Here is a 15,295-nt window from a genome sequence, read left to right as displayed (position 1 = left end):
GGCGGCTCGCGTGAGCCGCCCCGCTTCGTTCTACCGCCGGAGCTTGTCGAGTTCCCTCTGGAAGAGCGCCCGGAGGTCGCCGTCGTTCGTGAGCGAGAGCGCCGTCTCGTACTCGCGGCGCGCCTCGTCCGTGTTGCCCTGCTCCGCGAGGAGCCCGGCCAGCACCGCGTGCGGCGACGCCATCCTCGGCGAGGCGAGGATCTCCTTGCGCATCGCGTCGACGGCCCTGTCGAGCTCGCCGAGCGCGTGGTAGGCGCGCGCGAGCTTCGAGTGCGCGTGCTGCACGGGCATCTGCCCGAGGATGGCCGCCTTGTAGGCCTCAACGGCCTCGGCGTACCTCCTCTCGCCCATGCGGATGTCGCCGAGCCGGTCCTGCGCGAGGCTGTGCGCGGGGTCCGCGGCGACCGTCCTCTCGAGCGCGCGCCTCTCCTTCTCCAGGTCGCGCGTCTCGAGGTAGACGCACGCGAGCGTGTACGCGGCCTCGGCGCTGCGCGGGTCCAGCTCGATGGCGCGGTCGAGGACGGCGATCGCGCTGTCCGCCCTCGCGTGCAGCATGTGCGCCTGCGCGATGCCGATGCGCGCCCGCGTGTTCCCGGGATCGAGCGCGAGCGCTCTCCTGAACGAGCGAGCCGCCTCGGTGGCCCGCCCGAGCCTCACGTACGCCCCGCCCGCCGCCAGGTAGGCCGGGGCGTACTCGGGGTCGGCCTCGATCGCGCGCCTGAACGCGGCGGCCGAGCCCGCGATGTCGCCGCGCTGCATGAGGGAAAGCCCCTCGCTCATCGCGGCGGTGGCCGGCGATCCGGCCTCCGGGGCGCTCCTCCGCGCCGCCACCACCCTCGGGAAGTCGGTGCCCCGCAGCTCGTCGCGGAGGCGGGGATGGTCGCCCGAGGCCCACACGGCCGCGGCCGCCACGCCGACGACGGCGGCCGCGCGGAGCCCTGCGGGCACCGCGCGGCGGCGGCCCAGGAGGGCCGCGGCGGCCGCGGCGAGCGCGCCCGCGGCGAACACCGCGGCGACGACGCTTCGGGGCATCCACAGCGTGGCGGACGCCCCGGCGTACGACGCGTAGCCGAGCTGGACGAGGAAGACGGCGAGCCCGCCCGCAAGGAGAGCGGACGCCGGCACGATGCGGCTCAGGCGGAACGGCCGCGCGTGGCGCAGGGCGCACGCGGCGCCGACCCCGAGCACGTACGTGAGGGCGACGTAGCTCACGCTCAGCGCGAAGAGCGCGGCGAGGGTGAAGAGGATGGCGCCGTCGGCCGCGGTCGCCTCGCGCTGACCCGCGGGGCGGTCGCCGTCGGCGTGGGCGGCCGCCATCGCGGCGGCCGCGGGCTGCATGAGCGCCGCGGCGACGACGATGCCTGCGAGCGCGAGCGGGTCGAACGGGTGCGTGACGGCCGGCGTCCCGAACGCTCTCACGACGACGCCCCGGGCAAGCGCGATGCCCAGCGCGGCGAGCGCCGCGTGGACGGCCGCGGCGAAGGGGTCGAACAGGCGCGCCACCGACCTGAACCTCTCAGGAGCCGCCATCCGGCACCAGACGGCGAGGAGCGGGACGGTCACGAAGAGGTCCACGAGCGCGCTCGAGAGGTCCGAGAGCGCGTACGGCTGAGCCCCCGCGTAGGCGCGGTGCACGGCCCCGGACGTGAAGAAGAGCCGCTGCACGCCGTCGACGTCCGCCCCGAAGATCCGAACGACGGCCAGGACGAGCGCCGGCAGCGCGAAGAAGAAGAACATCGTGACGTAGATCGCGACGAACGCCGCGGCGGCCCTGAGCGCGCTCCTCGTCTTCAGGTGGACGTAGCAGGCGGCCAGGACGCATCCGATGGCCGCCTCGATCCGGATGCCGGCGGTCGGGCCCTGGAAGCCCTTGTACAACGGGTTCCAGAGGTTCAGGAACGCCTGGCCCAGCGTGCCCGTCCTCGGGATGAGATAGCCGATGATCTCCGGCGCCGGCGCGCCGCGCGAGACGAGCATGTCGAGGAGCGGCGGCAGGAGCGTGAGGAGCCACGCGAAGAGCATGAGCCTGATGACCCGGTCGGCCCTCTCTCGCGCGAACGCCGCGAGCACGATCGTGAGCCCAAGGAGCGGCGCGACGTAGGCCAGCGGGTAGTGCAGGAAGTAGGCGAGGAAGTAGAGGATCTTCCGGCCGCCCGCGAGCTGCTCGAGGAAGTGCCGGACCGCGACGATCGACACGAGCCCGAGCAGCCACGCTCCCAGGCTCACGCGCGCGTCTTCGAATCGCTCCGTCACGGCCAGCACGCGGGCCATGAGTCCACGCATCGTCGCTCCCTTGCGCCGCTCAGGCCGCCCGGCGCGATTGGCTGTACAGCACCGCGTAGATGGCGAACGCCAGCAGGGAGAGCGAGAGCCTCCAGAGCGTCGTCGGCGCGATGCCCAGGACGAACCTGCCTCCAGCCAGCTTGACAACGACCGAGAGCGCAAGCGCCACCGCTGCCGCGGCGGCAAGCACGAACGACGCGAATCTCACGCCGGCCTCCTCGTTCTCAAGGGGCGCGCGGTCGCCGAGGTGGCACCCTGCCCCGCTGCGTTTGAGGCTACGACCCGGCCGGGACGGCTGTCAAGCCGCTTGACGCTGCGCACGGCGCCGTCCTACAATCGCAGAATTCGGAACCCCATCGCGGACGACACGGAGCCCGGAGCGTGCCCCACATGGCCTTTGACCACGACGTCGACGACGGCGAGATCGAGAAGCTCCTTGCGAACGAGGAAGGCAAGCTTGCGCAACTTCGCGAGCTTGTGGACAGCGCGTGCGAGGAGATCAGGGGCGGCCGTCTCGACCGGCAGGAGGCGACCGTCCTCGCGCAGCGCGTGCGGCGGCAGGCCCAGGAGCTCATTCCCGATCTCATGGACCGCTTCGACGTCATCTACAAGGCCAGGTTCGAGCGCCTCATCTCGCAGTACATCGACGGACGGGGCAGGGGGCGCGATGGGCGGTGACGCCCCCCGACACGCGGGATTCCGCGGACCTCACGCGGGGACGCAGATGCGCATCACGCTCCTGGCGAGCGGCAGTTCCGGCAATTCGCTTCTCGTGCACTCGGGCTCCACGCGCGTCCTCGTGGACGCCGGGATCTCGGCGCGCCGGCTGACCCGGGCCGTCCGTGCCGCGGGCGCCGAGCCGCGCGCCGTCAGCGGGGTCCTCGTCACGCACGGTCACTCCGACCACGTGAGCGGGCTTCCGGCCTTCGGGGCGCACGGGGACATTCCCGTCTACGCCACGCCAGGCACGCTGGACGAGATCGGTCGCTTCATGACCGGCGGGTGCCGCGCAGTGCCCGTGTCGCCGGGCGCCGCGTTCGACGTCGGCGACCTCTCGGTCACGGCCTTCGGCGTGAGCCACGACGCCGCCGAGCCCGTCGGGTTCACCGTCTCCGACGGCGCGTGCCGCGTGACGGTCGCGACGGACCTGGGAACGGTCGGGGACGAGGTCCGCGAGCACCTCATGGTCGCGGACTGCGCCGTGCTCGAGTTCAACCACGACGAGCGGATGCTGCTCGACGGGCCGTATCCCTGGCATCTGAAGCAGCGCATCCTCGCCGACACCGGGCACCTGTCGAACGGCGCCGCGTCGCGCGAGATCGAGCGGATGGCCGGCGGCCCGCTCTCCGCGCTCGTGCTCGCGCACCTCTCGCGCAGGAACAACACGCCCGACCTGGCGCTCGGGGCGGCCGCGGAGGCGCTGGCGCGCGCCGGGCGCGACGACGTGAGCGTATACGTCGGCGCGCCGTCGGACGCGGTCGGCCCCATCGAGGTCGCGGCCGCACGGCGGACCGCCGACGCGCCTCTAGGGATGGAGTGACGATGCACAGGATCGCGATGATCGGGACGGGATACGTCGGTCTCGTGGGGGGCGCCGGCCTTGCCGACCTCGGCAACCAGGTGGTCTGCGTCGACCAGGTCGGGGAGAAGATCGCGCGGCTGCGCGAGGGCGGCATCCCCTTCTACGAGCCGGGGCTCCAGGAGGTCGTCGTGCGGAACGTGCGCGAGGGGCGGCTCTCGTTCACGACGGACCTCGCGGAGGCGGTGAGGGAGCACGACGTCGTCTTCATCGCGGTCGGGACCCCCGAGGGCGAGGGCGGCGCGGTGGACGTGTCGCAGGTCGACGCCGCGGCCCACGCGATCGGCCGGCACATGACCGGCTACCGGCTCGTCGTGCAGAAGAGCACGGTTCCGGTCGGGACCGCCCGGAGGATCCGCGCCATCATCGAGCAGGCCCAGACGACGCGGCACGAGTTCGACGTGGCGTCGAACCCGGAGTTCCTGCGCGAGGGCTCGGCCGTCGAGGACTTCATGCGCCCGGACCGCGTCGTCGTCGGCGCGGACACGGAGCGCGCCTTCGAGCTCCTCCGCGGCATCTACGCGCCGCTGTACCTCATCCACACGCCGATCGTCGAGACGACGCCCGAGACCGCCGAGCTCGTGAAGTACGCGTCGAACGCCTTCCTCGCGACGAAGATCTCGTTCATCAACGAGATCGCGAACCTCTGCGAGCGGACCGGGGCCGACGTCCGCATCGTCGCGTATGCCATGGGCCTCGACAACCGCATCGGCTCGAAGTTCCTGCACGCCGGAGCCGGGTTCGGCGGCTCGTGCTTCCCGAAGGACACGAAGGCGCTCGTGCGCATCGCGGAGGCCGCCGGCGAGGACGCGCGCGTCGTGCGGGCGGCCGTTGAGGTCAACGAGTCGCAGAAGGAGCGCATGGTGGACAAGGTCGTCGCCGCCGTGGGCGGGGACGTCCGCGGGAAGACCGTGGGGCTCCTCGGGCTTGCGTTCAAGCCGAACACGGACGACATGCGCTACGCGGCGTCCATCGTGCTCGCCGACGGCCTCGTCGCCCGGGGCGCGACGGTCCGGGCGTTCGACCCCGTGGCGATGGAGAACGCGCGCGCCGTCCTGCCGGACGTCACGTACGTCGGCGACCGGCACGAGGCGGCCGTGGGGGCGCATGCGCTCGTCATCGTGACGGAGTGGAACGAGTTCAGGCGGCTCGACTTCGAGCGGCTGGGCCGCGCGATGGCCGAGCGCGTGCTCGTGGACCTTCGGAACGTCTACCGGCCGGAGGACGTCGAGCCGTACGGGTTCGTCTACGTGGGCGTCGGCCGGGGTAGACCGCCCGTCGGCGGACGATAGGGAGGTACGATGGGTGCCGACAACCGGGGCGCGGGCTCGGGGCCGCGGGGGCTCCCCAGCGGCGTCAGGGCGAAGCGGCTCATCCACGGCGTGGAGCACAAGGCGCTCCGGCCGATCCCGGACGAGCGCGGGTACCTCATGGAGATGCTGAGGGCGGACGACGCGATCTTCAGGAAGTTCGGGCAGGTGTACCTGTCGGTCGTCTATCCGGGCGTCGTGAAGGGGTGGCACTACCACAAGGTGCAGACCGACTACTTCGTCATCGTGAAGGGCATGGTGAAGGTCGTGCTGTACGACGACCGTCCCGACTCGCCCACGCGCGGCGAGGTCAACGAGTTCTTCATGGGCGAGACGAACCCGCTCCTCATCACGATCCCGCCCGGCGTGCTGCACGGGATGAAGGCCGTGGGCGCGGAGCCCGGGTTCCTCGTGAACTGCCCGACGGAGCCGTACGACTACGGCTCGCCGGACGAGTACCGGGTGGACCCGCACGACCCGAGCGTGCCGTACGACTGGACGGCGAAGGACGGCTAGGAACGGCGGACCGCGGCGAAGCGGATCCGCGCGGCGAACGACCTTGACCGCGGCGAGACGCGTCCACCATACTCGGTCGCCCCGAGGGGCGCCCGTGCGCGAGGGAGGCAAGACCCTGAACCTGCGCGAGATGCACGTGATCGCAGTCGCGGTCCTCACGATCGCGCTTGCCGCGTCGGCAGGACACGGCGTGGACGGCAGCAGGGATGCCGCGGCTCTCGGCCTGGCTGCCGCGCAGGGCGCGAGCGCCGCAGGCATCTCGCCCGCAGCCTCGGCGGCCTCTCCGCTGAAGGAGCCGCCGGCGCTCCGCGGACCGGTCGATCCCGACACCTACATCGTCGGGCCGGGCGACGGTATCTCCATCGCGCTCTGGGGACGAACCGTCCTGAGTTGGCGCGAGACGATCACCCCGGAGGGAGATCTGATCCTCTCGGGGGTCGCTCCCATTCCCGCGGCGGGACGGACGCTCGCGGCGCTCAAGGCCGACGTCGAGGCTCGTCTGGGGAAGCTCTACCACGGCATGGACGTGAGCGTGTCGCTTGTCGGGCTCAGGACCATGTGGGTCAACGTCCTCGGGGCCGTTGCGGCGCCGGGGGAGTACTCCGCAACGGCCCTCGATCTCACGAGCGAGCTTGTTGGGAAGGCCGGCGGCCTGCTGAGCGGCGGGAGCGACCGCAACATCGTCATCACCCGTCGGGACGGTTCCACCGCACGAGCCGACCTCGCGAGATACAGGAACACCGGTGACATCAAGTCAAACCCGCCGGTCCTGGACGGCGATGTCATCTTCGTGCCCTTCGCCACCCTGTTCGTTCACGCCTATGGGGGCGTTGCCCGACCGGGGCGGTACGAGCTGACCGACGGAGAGACCGTCGGGTCGCTCATCGCCCTGGCAGGAGGCTTCGTCCGAGGCGCGGTGACTGAGACCGTCGAGCTCAGGACGTTCAGGGACGACGTGAAGACGGGTGCCCGCGTCGTGGACCTCACAGGCTCGGACGGCGCCGCGGTCCCGCTCGTGGACGGCGATCAGGTCTACGTGCAGCAGCGGAGCGAGTGGCGGGTCGTTCGTTTCGTCTCCGCGGAGGGCGAACTCGTCCACCCCGGCGTGTATGGCATCAACGAGGGGATCGACCGCCTGTCCGACGTTCTTGCCCGGGCCGGCGGGCCGACGGCGGCGGCATCCCTGCGCAACGCGAGACTCGTGCGCCGTCAGGGGGCGGCGGACATGGACGCCGAGCTCGAGCGGCTCAAGACGATGACCGCCGGCGACATGACGGAGACCGAGTACGCCTACTTCAAGGCGAAGTCGACCGAGCTCGAGGGAACGGTCGTGGCCGACTTCGAGGGCCTGCTCGTCGCCGGCGCGTCCAACGACCCCCTCCTGAGGGACGGCGATCGGATCCTCGTGCCGAGAGCGATCACGACCGTGACCGTGAGCGGGCGCGTCACGCGCCCCGGGCACGTTGCCTTCGCGCCGGGGAAGGACGCTCGGTACTACGTGGCACGGGCGGGCGGGTTCGCGTCCCAGGCGAAGAGGACCGGAACTCGCGTCGTGCGGGCGGCCACGGGGCAGCGTCTGACCGCGCGGGAAGCCGGCCCGATCCTGCCCGGCGACGAGGTCTGGGTCCCCGAGCGGCCGGAGTCCGACTGGTGGAGGACCGCGAGGGACATCGCGTCCTTCGCCGGCTCGCTGGCGACCGCGTACCTTCTCATCAACCAGGCCACGAAGTAGCAGGTCACTGCCGCGTGCCCGAGCGTGGAGGAAGGCAGGAAGCGTGACCTCGAAGCCGATGCTCGATGTGCTCCTCGAGTGGAAGACCCTCATCTACCGACTGGTCCTGGCGGCGGTGGTCGTCTCGGTGGCGGTGAGCCTCGTCCTTCCCACGTGGTATGCTGCGAGCTCGACGATCCTCCCGCCGCAGGAGTCCGAGGCACGGTCAAGCCTCGTACAGATCACGTCGCGCCTGGGCATTGACCTCGCCGGAATGGGACTGGCGTCGGACACGCCGTCGCTCGATGTCACGATCGGCATCCTGAAGAGCAGGCGACTGCGCGAGCAGCTGGTCGACCGATTCGACCTCGCGCGAGTGTACCGCTCGCGGACGAGGGAGCACGCGATCCGCCGGCTTGCGCAGCACGTGAAGGTGGACAGCACCCCGGAGGGCCTCATCGAGGTCCGGGTAGAGGATCGCAGCAAGGACCGCGCGGCCGAGATGGCGAACGCGCTCGTGGATCTTCTGGACGCCTACAACAGGACGACGAGCATCGAACAGGCCCGCCTGACGACGGAGTTCATCAGCCGGTGCCGCGACGAGAATGACGCGCTCCTCAGGGAAACGACTGCGGCGCTCCAGTCGTTTCAGGAACGCCATGGCGTGATCGAGCTGACCGAGCAGACTCGCGTGAGCGTGGAGGCCGCGGCAACGCTGGAGGCCGAGCGCGTGAGGCTCGAGGTTGAGCGCGGCATCCTCGGCGACTATGCGGCGCCGGCCCACGTTCGCATGGTGGAGCTTGAGACGCGGATCGGCGAGCTCGACGCGAAGATCGGGAGCCTGGCTGGTGCGACACCGCAGTCCGGCGACGAAGCATCTGGTGCCGTCTTCCTTCCCCTCTCTCAGATCCCGAAGCTCGGCGTCGAGTACGCGAGGCTCACGAGAGACGTGCTGGTCAAGGAGAAGGTCCACGAGTACCTGACGGCGCAGTACGAGGAGTCCCGCATCCAGGAGGCGAAGGACCTCCGCACGATCCAGGTCGTCGACAGGGCGGTGCCTCCGATCAGGAAGTCGCGGCCCCGCAGAAGTCTCATCGTTGCGCTCACCGTGATCCTGGCCGCGATCGCAGGGGCCGGGATCGCGTTCGCCTGCGACGTCATCCTCCGCTCGGAGGACGAGTGGAAGGCGCGAAGCGCGGGCGCTGCGCCCGAGCTGGCAGCGCTCTTCCGAGCGGCCCGCCGACTGGCCCACATGCGCGGCGGGCGCTAGCCCTTGTCGCCGCACACGGGAACGCCGATGAAGCGCATCGTGGCACGGGGATTCCTGTGGGTCGTGAGCACCATGGCCCTGGCAAGGGCCGCCCGCTACCTCTCGTTCCTCCTTCTCGGCGGCATGCTTGCCCCCGAGGAATTCGGGCAGTTCGCGGCCATCTTCGTGGTTGTCAACGGGTTCACCCTCTTCCAGGGGTTCGGCCTCGGTCAGGCGCTCCTTCTCCGGCGTGAGCGCGTCGACGAGGCGAGCGACACGATCTTCATCCTGTCGCTCGCGCTCGGCGTGCTCTTCCTGGCGTTGGCCTGGGTCTCCGCGCCGCTCCTCCGCGTCGTGTTTGGTCAGACGGACCTCGCGGGGCCGTATCGCCTGTGTTCGCTCGTCGTTCTCTTTCGCGCGCTTCAGACGGTTCCCTCGAGGCGCTTCGAGAAGGACCTCGCCTTCTCGAAGCAGTTGGCGCCCGGACTGGCCGGATCGGCCGTCTACGCCGCCACGGCGCTCGTGCTCGCCACTCGGGGCGCCGGCGTGTGGGCTCTCGCCGGGGCGGAAGCCGCCGCCGCCGCCGGGGAGATGATCGCGTACTGGATCCAGTCACCGTGGCGGCCGCGCTTCCGCTTCGATCGGTCACTGGCGTGGGCGGACCTGAGCGTGGGTTGGGTGGTGCTCGGGGGGACCTTGCTCGTCTTCCTCTACCAGGGTGTCGATCGGGTGGCCATCGGGAAGATCCTCAGCACACGGGAGCTTGGCACCTACGCGTTCGCGTTCACGCTCGCCAGCGTGCCGGCAAGCTATGCCGTCCGTGCGCTGAACACGGTGCTCCTGCCGTCGTATGCGTCGGGGAAGGCGACGGCCGGAGACCGCACGGCGCTCTTCCTGCGGGCGACGTCGTACGCCTGCGCCCTGGGGTCTCTCTTCGTCATCGGCGTGGCCTCGCTCGGAGGCCGCTTCCTTGAGGCGGCGTACGGTGAGAAGTGGCTCGACGCGCGGGGCGCGCTGACGGTCCTGGCGTTTCTGGGCCTGTTTCACTCGTTCTCCTCGCTCTCGGAGGATCTCGTCGTGGGCATCGGGCGCCCGGCCGTCTTCCGCAGGATCTCGGCGCTTCGCTTCGCGCTCGCGGCTGCCGGCGTGTGGGCGGCGGCGCGGTGGGCGGGGATCCTGGGGGTGGCACTCGTCATGGCGCTCGCCATGCTCGCGTCGAGCATCGCGGGATGGGCGGCGGCGCTCCGCCTCCTCGGCGCTCCCGCGCGGGAACTCGGTCGCGCGGTGGCGCGCCCCCTCGTTGCGGCTGCGGCGGTGGCGCCGCTGGCGGCCGGCGCGGCCCGAGGTCTCCCGCCGGACGTCGGTGTCGGCGCCGTTGTCGCGCTCGGGGTCCTCCTCGCGGCCGTCTACGCCGCCGTGTGGCTCGGCATCGATGGGGTCGCGCGGACGGAGTGCGCGAAGTGGCTGGCGCCGGCCAACCTCGCTCGGGGTCCGCGCGGGGACGGAGGGGAGCGGTGATCGAGCGGGGCGTCGCACGGCGGGCCCTCGGATGCCCATGGGCCGTGTTCGCGGTCGCCATCGCGGCGATCGCGCTCGGCGTCGCGTTCGCGCCGTTCGCCGTGTCGCTCGTCGTGGGAGGCGCGGCGGTCGCGGGGTTCCTCGTCTGGCGCTTCGGGGCGATTCGCGGCATGTGGTACCTCGTTCTGCTCACGCTGCCGCTCAAGGAGCCTCTGTCGTTCAGTATCGCGGGCACGGTGTCGGCGTACCCGATCGACTTCCTGGCGATCATCCTCCTCGCGGCCGTGATCCGACGGGATGGGATCGCGCGGCCTCTCAGAGAGAGCGCGTCGCTTCGGGTCATCGGCGCCATCATGCTGCTCTCCCTCGTAGGTCTCTACACCGCCTCCAACGTGTTCTGGGGCGTGGCCTCCGTCTACCGCATCGTCATGCAGCTCGTGGTCTTCGCCCTCGCGGCGTCGATCATCAGGACCCCCGAGGATGCTCTGCGCGCGCTCGCCGCCGTCGCGGCGAGTCTCGTGGTGCCGGCGCTCTACGGCTTCTACCAGGCTTCCCTTCCGTACGGGGCGCCCGTGCCGGCCTGGGGATACCGGGCCACGGCGTACGACCTGCGGGGAACGCCGTTCCTGCGCGTCTTCTCGACGATGGACCACCCGCTTCACTTCTCCCACTACATGTCCATCGCTCTCGGGCTCTCGCTGGGCCTCGCCGCCGGCGCGCGGAGCGCGGCGAGGCGAGGAGTTCTCCTCGCGCTCGCAGGGCTCGCCGTGGCCGCGAACCTCCTCACGTACTCCGCCAGCGGGGTCGTGGGCGTCCTGGCATCGTTCGTCGCCGCCGTGCTGGCGCTCCGCTCCCGGCGGCTGGTGGCAGCGCTTGTCGCTGCCGTGATCGCCCTTGCGGTGCTCGCACCCCCGCCGCTCGTGGCCAAGCTCGAGCGTATGCTCAAGGGGGACGCGGCCACGACGGCCGCTCGTCTGGTGACCTATGAGCAGTCGTTCATGATCATCCGCGACCACCCGCTTCTCGGGGTCGGTTGGGGGGGGATCCGGAGCGCCATGCAGGGGGAGTACCGGATCACGCGGGCTGACCCGGTCGCCTACACGGCGGAGAACTACTTCCTCCAGAGGGCCGTCGCGCTGGGGCTGGTCGGCCTTTCGCTCTACGTTGCGCTGCTTGTCCGGTTCATCCGCAACGTGCACGCCCTGAGAAACGACCGGTCGCGCTCGCCCGACCGTGCGCGTGTCGGAACAGCCCTGCTGATCGGCGCGGTGGTCTTCTTCGCGCAGGCGCAGCTCATACCCGCCGCCAACGTGAGCACGAACTCCGTGCTCTGGCTCTTCTATGCTGCGGCGGAGGCGCTTCGGCTGGCGCCCGGCGGTCCAGGAGCGGTGGAAGCGAGCACGGCCACGGCCGCGGGAGGAGGCGAAGCCGCATGAGCGCGACGGTCGGTGTCTCCGTCATCATCGTCAACTTCAACGGCGGTGGGAAGGTCGTTGAGACGCTGCGGGCCATCGTCCGCGAAGCGGACGGCCTGGACGCAGAGATCGTCGTCGTGGACAACGCGTCCGGCGACGGGAGCCCCGACCGCATTGCCGAGGCGCTCCCCGGCGTTCGGCTCGTCCGGGGGCAGGAGAACCGCGGCTACGCCGCCGGAGTGAACCGCGGCCTCGAAGCGGCGCGTGGCGACGTGTACATCATCATGAACGCTGACGTGGCGCCCACGCCCGGTTCTCTCGAAGCGCTTGCGCGCGCCGTCCGTGCCGAACGCGGGTTCGGGCTTTTCGGAGGCGTGGCGCTCACGCGCTCCGGACGACCGGATCCGAACTCGTTCCGCGCGCTTCCGCGGCCCATTGACATCCTGCGAGAGGCCGTCTTCCTGCCCCCGCGTCGGGGCGTCCGGTCGCCTGTCGGCGCCGCGACGGCGGCCGGTGTGGTTGAGACCGAGGCCGTGTCCGGGAGCGTCATGGCGCTGCGGCGCGAGACCCTGACCGCGCTCGGGCCGATGGATGAGGGCTTCTTCCTCTACAGCGAGGACGTGGAGTGGTGTCGGCGCGCCAGACGGAAGGGCCTCCGCGTGGCGGTCGTCCCGGCGGCGACGTTCAGGCACGATGGAGGGGCGTCAACGTCCGGGGTCGAAGCGCAGGCCTTCACGGCGCGCGTTCTCTCCGACTTCCGGTACTTCTGCGACGGCGAGGGTGTGCCGGCGTCCCGCGTGAGGGCGCTCTGGCGCGCCCGCGCCGCGCTCCGCGCGTGGCTCTACGCGACCCTCGCCTTCCTGGGGCCGAGGGGGCGACGGCGCTCCTCCGCTCGGCGCGGGGCCATCTACCGGCTGCTCTCGCGAGCGCTGGGACGCTTCCGGTGGGACGCTCCGTGGGAAGGACAGCCGGGGCATCCGTCGAGACTCGTCGACCTTCCGGCCCAGCTGCCGCGGACGCCCGATGACCGCAGGCCCACGGTCCTCATGGTCACGCCGAACATGGAGTATGGCGGCTCGCAGAGGCTCATCGAGGCGCTCGTCCTGGGGCCGGCTCGCGAGTCGTACAGGTTCGAGATCCTCTGCCTCACGCACGTCGGGCCGATCGGCGAGCGTCTCAGGCGCCGCGGAGTCCCGGTCCATCTCGTCGGGATGTCCGGATGGCGGAGGCCCGGGGAGTGGATGGTGGCGGCGGATGTCGCCGCTCTTCTTGATGCCGATCTCGTTCACTCCCATCTCCTCCCGGGCGACGTCGCCGCGTTCCTGGGCTTCCGCGGACGGGCTCCCGTCGTCTCAACGAAGCATGGGGTGGACGAGGCCTTCCCGTGGTGGGGGCGGCTCGTCGAGTGGCTCGTGCTTCGGCGCGCCTGTGCAGTCCTGGCCGTCTCCGACGCCGTCGCGGAGGCGAAGTCCTACCTCGGGCGGTGCGGAGCGCTCCCCGAGGTCATCGAGAGCCCGCCGACCGTGCCGTTCGCGGACGCTCCGGTCGAGAGGCTCGTGCCAGGCAGGCCTGTGCGGCTTGCGATGGTCGCGCGGCTCCATCCGGTCAAGCGCGTGGACCTGTTCCTCGAGGCCGTCGCGGAGCTCGAACGGGTGAGGCCCGCCGCCTTCTCATGCAGCGTGATCGGGGAGGGCCGTGAGGGGGAGCGACTCCGCCGGCTCGCCGGGGACCTCGGCATCGCTCACATGGTCCGCTTTGCCGGTGCGGTCGATGACGTCGCCGCGGAGCTGGACCGGGCGGACATCGTCCTTCTCCTGTCGGACCACGAGGGTCTCGGACTCGCAGTGCTTGACGCACTGGCGCGGGGGAGCGTGCCGATCGTGCGGCGGGTGAGCGGGGCCGCCGAGGCGCTCCCTGCGTCGCTCGAGGACTGCTTCGTCGACAGCGCGGCGCCCGCGGACATCGCGCGCAAGATCCTCGAGGTGAGCGACGATCCGAGGCGCTTCCTGGCGCTTGTGGACATCGGGCGCGCTTGGCTCACGCGGCGCGCCGACTACGGCTCCGCCATGGCGACCGTGTATGGGACACACCTCCGGGCCGCGGGACAGGCTGCCAAGACGCGGGTCCTGTACGTCATCACGCGACTCATCGTGGGGGGCGCCCAGGAGCACACCATCGCGTCGGTGGCGCGGGTTGACCCCACGCGATTCGAGTCGCACCTCTGGATCGGTCCCCAGACAGGGCCCGAGGGATCACTGCGCGCCGACGCGAGGTCTCGCGGCATCGTCGTGCGCGTGTTCCCGAGGCTCGTGCGCGAGGTGAGTCCCTGGGACGACGTGCGCGTCACGGCCGAGCTCCTCGTCCAGATGAGGCGCGGGGCGTTCGACATCGTCCACACGAACAGCTCGAAGGCAGGCATCGTGGGCCGCGTGGCGGCGCGGTTGGCCGGCGTCCCGCACATCGTGCACACGGTGCATGGATGGGGGTTCCACGATCGGATGCGACCGGCCGTGCGGCGGCTGTATGTCCTTCTGGAGCGTTTCATGCAGCCATGGACGAGGCCGCTCGTGGCCGTGTCGAACCGGACGATCCGCATCGGGCTCGAGCACGGCATCGGACGGCCGGAGGCGTACCGCCTCGTCCGGAGCGGGATCCCGATGGACGCGTTCTCGCCGGACCGGGAGATCGGGCGTTCGGTGCGAGCGCGTCTCGGCGTGGGCGACGGAGAGCTTCTGGTCGGCTCGGTCGGCAGGCTCTCGCCGCAGAAGAACCCGCTCGACTTCGTGCGCGTTGCGGAGGGCCTTCTCAAGCGCCACGCGAACGCGCGCTTCCTCTATGTCGGTGACGGCCCGCTACGCGCCGAGGTCGAGAGGGCGGTGGCGGACGCCGGGATCAAGGACCGTGTGCTCCTTCCCGGGATTCGCGGCGACGTGCCGGATCTCCTGCGCGCCATGGACGTTCTTGTCATGACGTCCCTGTGGGAGGGACTGCCGCGGGTCATCCCGCAGGCCCTCGCGACCGGGGTTCCCGTTGTCTCGTACGACATCTCCGGGATCGACGAGTGCGTCCACGACGGGCTGAACGGCTATCTTGTCCCCGAGGGGGCCGTGGACGTCATGGTCGACAGGCTGGCGCTCCTCGCCCGGGACACCGCCCTTCGTGCTGAGATGGTAAGGAGAGCGCGCGAGGACCTTGATCCGTCGTTCACGGAGGATGCGATGATCCGTGAGCTGGAGGGTGTCTACGAAGAACTCACGGGGGACCGCGACGAGCACCGCGCCCAAGGTCGTGAGGCGATGGGAGGCATCGAACCGAAGGACAGGTCATCACCGTGAGCCACGACGCGGGAGAGCACCTCGGGGAGATCAGCGCCTGTGGCGTGTTCGATCGGAAGGGACTCGGGTTTCTCGAGCGCAGTGTCAAGCGCGCTGACAGGCACGGCTGCGCGTGGCACCACATCGTGGCGCTCTTCCAGTTCGCGGGGTCGTATGACCACTCGCGACACCTGCGACAGGGCGTCGCGCCAGGTGTGAAGGGGCCGTAGCAGGCCGAGCCCGGCGGTCGGTGCGAGGCGGGCGCGAAGAGAGGCACGGGCCTTGCACCGAACGGCGCTCACGGGTCATGGGGGCGACGGAAAACCGGTTGCTTCGGCGCGGCGGGCCCGCGTATACTCGGACCGCTGTCGCTCCCCGGTCTCCGGCCTCCGTCGGCCAG

12 protein-coding genes are annotated in these 15,295 nt (G+C 70.9%); 10 read left to right on the top strand and 2 right to left on the bottom strand.

Annotated features, from left to right (window positions below; translation table 11 throughout):
• Positions 1-30: 30 nt before the first annotated feature.
• Both FJY74_00605 and FJY74_00600 read right to left on the bottom strand, forming a co-directional pair.
• Positions 31-2,283 carry a tetratricopeptide repeat protein gene (locus FJY74_00605; protein MBM3306819.1) on the bottom strand — a complete coding sequence of 751 codons (2,253 nt, stop codon included), beginning with the start codon at positions 2,281-2,283 and terminating at the stop codon, positions 31-33.
• A 19-nt stretch (positions 2,284-2,302) separates the two neighbouring features.
• Entirely contained in the window at positions 2,303-2,491 is a 189-nt protein-coding gene (locus tag FJY74_00600; protein MBM3306818.1) for a hypothetical protein, read from the bottom strand.
• 182 nt (positions 2,492-2,673) lie between these two features.
• Between FJY74_00600 and FJY74_00595 the strand changes: the two genes are divergently transcribed.
• The 10 genes from FJY74_00595 to FJY74_00550 all read left to right on the top strand — a co-directional run bounded on the left by FJY74_00595 (position 2,674) and on the right by FJY74_00550 (position 15,125).
• On the top strand, positions 2,674-2,961 hold the full coding sequence (locus tag FJY74_00595) for a hypothetical protein (GenBank protein MBM3306817.1): 288 nt from the start codon (positions 2,674-2,676) through the stop codon (positions 2,959-2,961).
• Between the two features lie 46 nt (positions 2,962-3,007).
• Positions 3,008-3,823: an MBL fold metallo-hydrolase gene (locus FJY74_00590; protein ID MBM3306816.1), complete on the top strand. Its 816-nt coding sequence runs from the start codon at positions 3,008-3,010 to the stop codon at positions 3,821-3,823.
• Between the two features lie 2 nt (positions 3,824-3,825).
• Complete coding sequence (locus FJY74_00585; GenBank protein ID MBM3306815.1) at positions 3,826-5,154, top strand: UDP-glucose/GDP-mannose dehydrogenase family protein; 1,329 nt, start codon at positions 3,826-3,828, stop codon at positions 5,152-5,154.
• A gap of 9 nt (positions 5,155-5,163) precedes the next feature.
• Positions 5,164-5,688 carry a dTDP-4-dehydrorhamnose 3,5-epimerase family protein gene (locus FJY74_00580; protein MBM3306814.1) on the top strand — a complete coding sequence of 175 codons (525 nt, stop codon included), beginning with the start codon at positions 5,164-5,166 and terminating at the stop codon, positions 5,686-5,688.
• Positions 5,689-5,782: 94 nt separating this feature from the next.
• Entirely contained in the window at positions 5,783-7,420 is a 1,638-nt protein-coding gene (locus FJY74_00575; GenBank protein ID MBM3306813.1) for an SLBB domain-containing protein, read from the top strand.
• A 43-nt stretch (positions 7,421-7,463) separates the two neighbouring features.
• A complete protein-coding gene (locus tag FJY74_00570; protein MBM3306812.1) occupies positions 7,464-8,669 on the top strand; it encodes a hypothetical protein in 1,206 nt (401 codons plus the stop codon).
• A gap of 27 nt (positions 8,670-8,696) precedes the next feature.
• Positions 8,697-10,166: an oligosaccharide flippase family protein gene (locus FJY74_00565; GenBank protein MBM3306811.1), complete on the top strand. Its 1,470-nt coding sequence runs from the start codon at positions 8,697-8,699 to the stop codon at positions 10,164-10,166.
• The gene (locus FJY74_00560; protein ID MBM3306810.1) at positions 10,163-11,602 is read left to right on the top strand and encodes an O-antigen ligase family protein; all 1,440 of its coding nucleotides are present in this window, start codon (positions 10,163-10,165) and stop codon (positions 11,600-11,602) included. Before FJY74_00565 ends, FJY74_00560 begins: the two co-directional genes overlap by 4 nt.
• Positions 11,599-14,916: a glycosyltransferase gene (locus FJY74_00555; GenBank protein MBM3306809.1), complete on the top strand. Its 3,318-nt coding sequence runs from the start codon at positions 11,599-11,601 to the stop codon at positions 14,914-14,916. Before FJY74_00560 ends, FJY74_00555 begins: the two co-directional genes overlap by 4 nt.
• Positions 14,913-15,125, top strand: coding sequence for a hypothetical protein (locus FJY74_00550; protein MBM3306808.1), 213 nt, complete (start codon positions 14,913-14,915; stop codon positions 15,123-15,125). The genes FJY74_00555 and FJY74_00550 overlap by 4 nt, the downstream gene beginning before the upstream one ends.
• Positions 15,126-15,295: the final 170 nt, after the last annotated feature.

It is taken from the genome of Candidatus Effluviviaceae Genus I sp. (assembly GCA_016867725.1).
Lineage (GTDB): Bacteria > Joyebacterota > Joyebacteria > Joyebacterales > Joyebacteraceae > VGIX01.
This window is presented reverse-complemented; position numbering and strand designations above follow the sequence as displayed.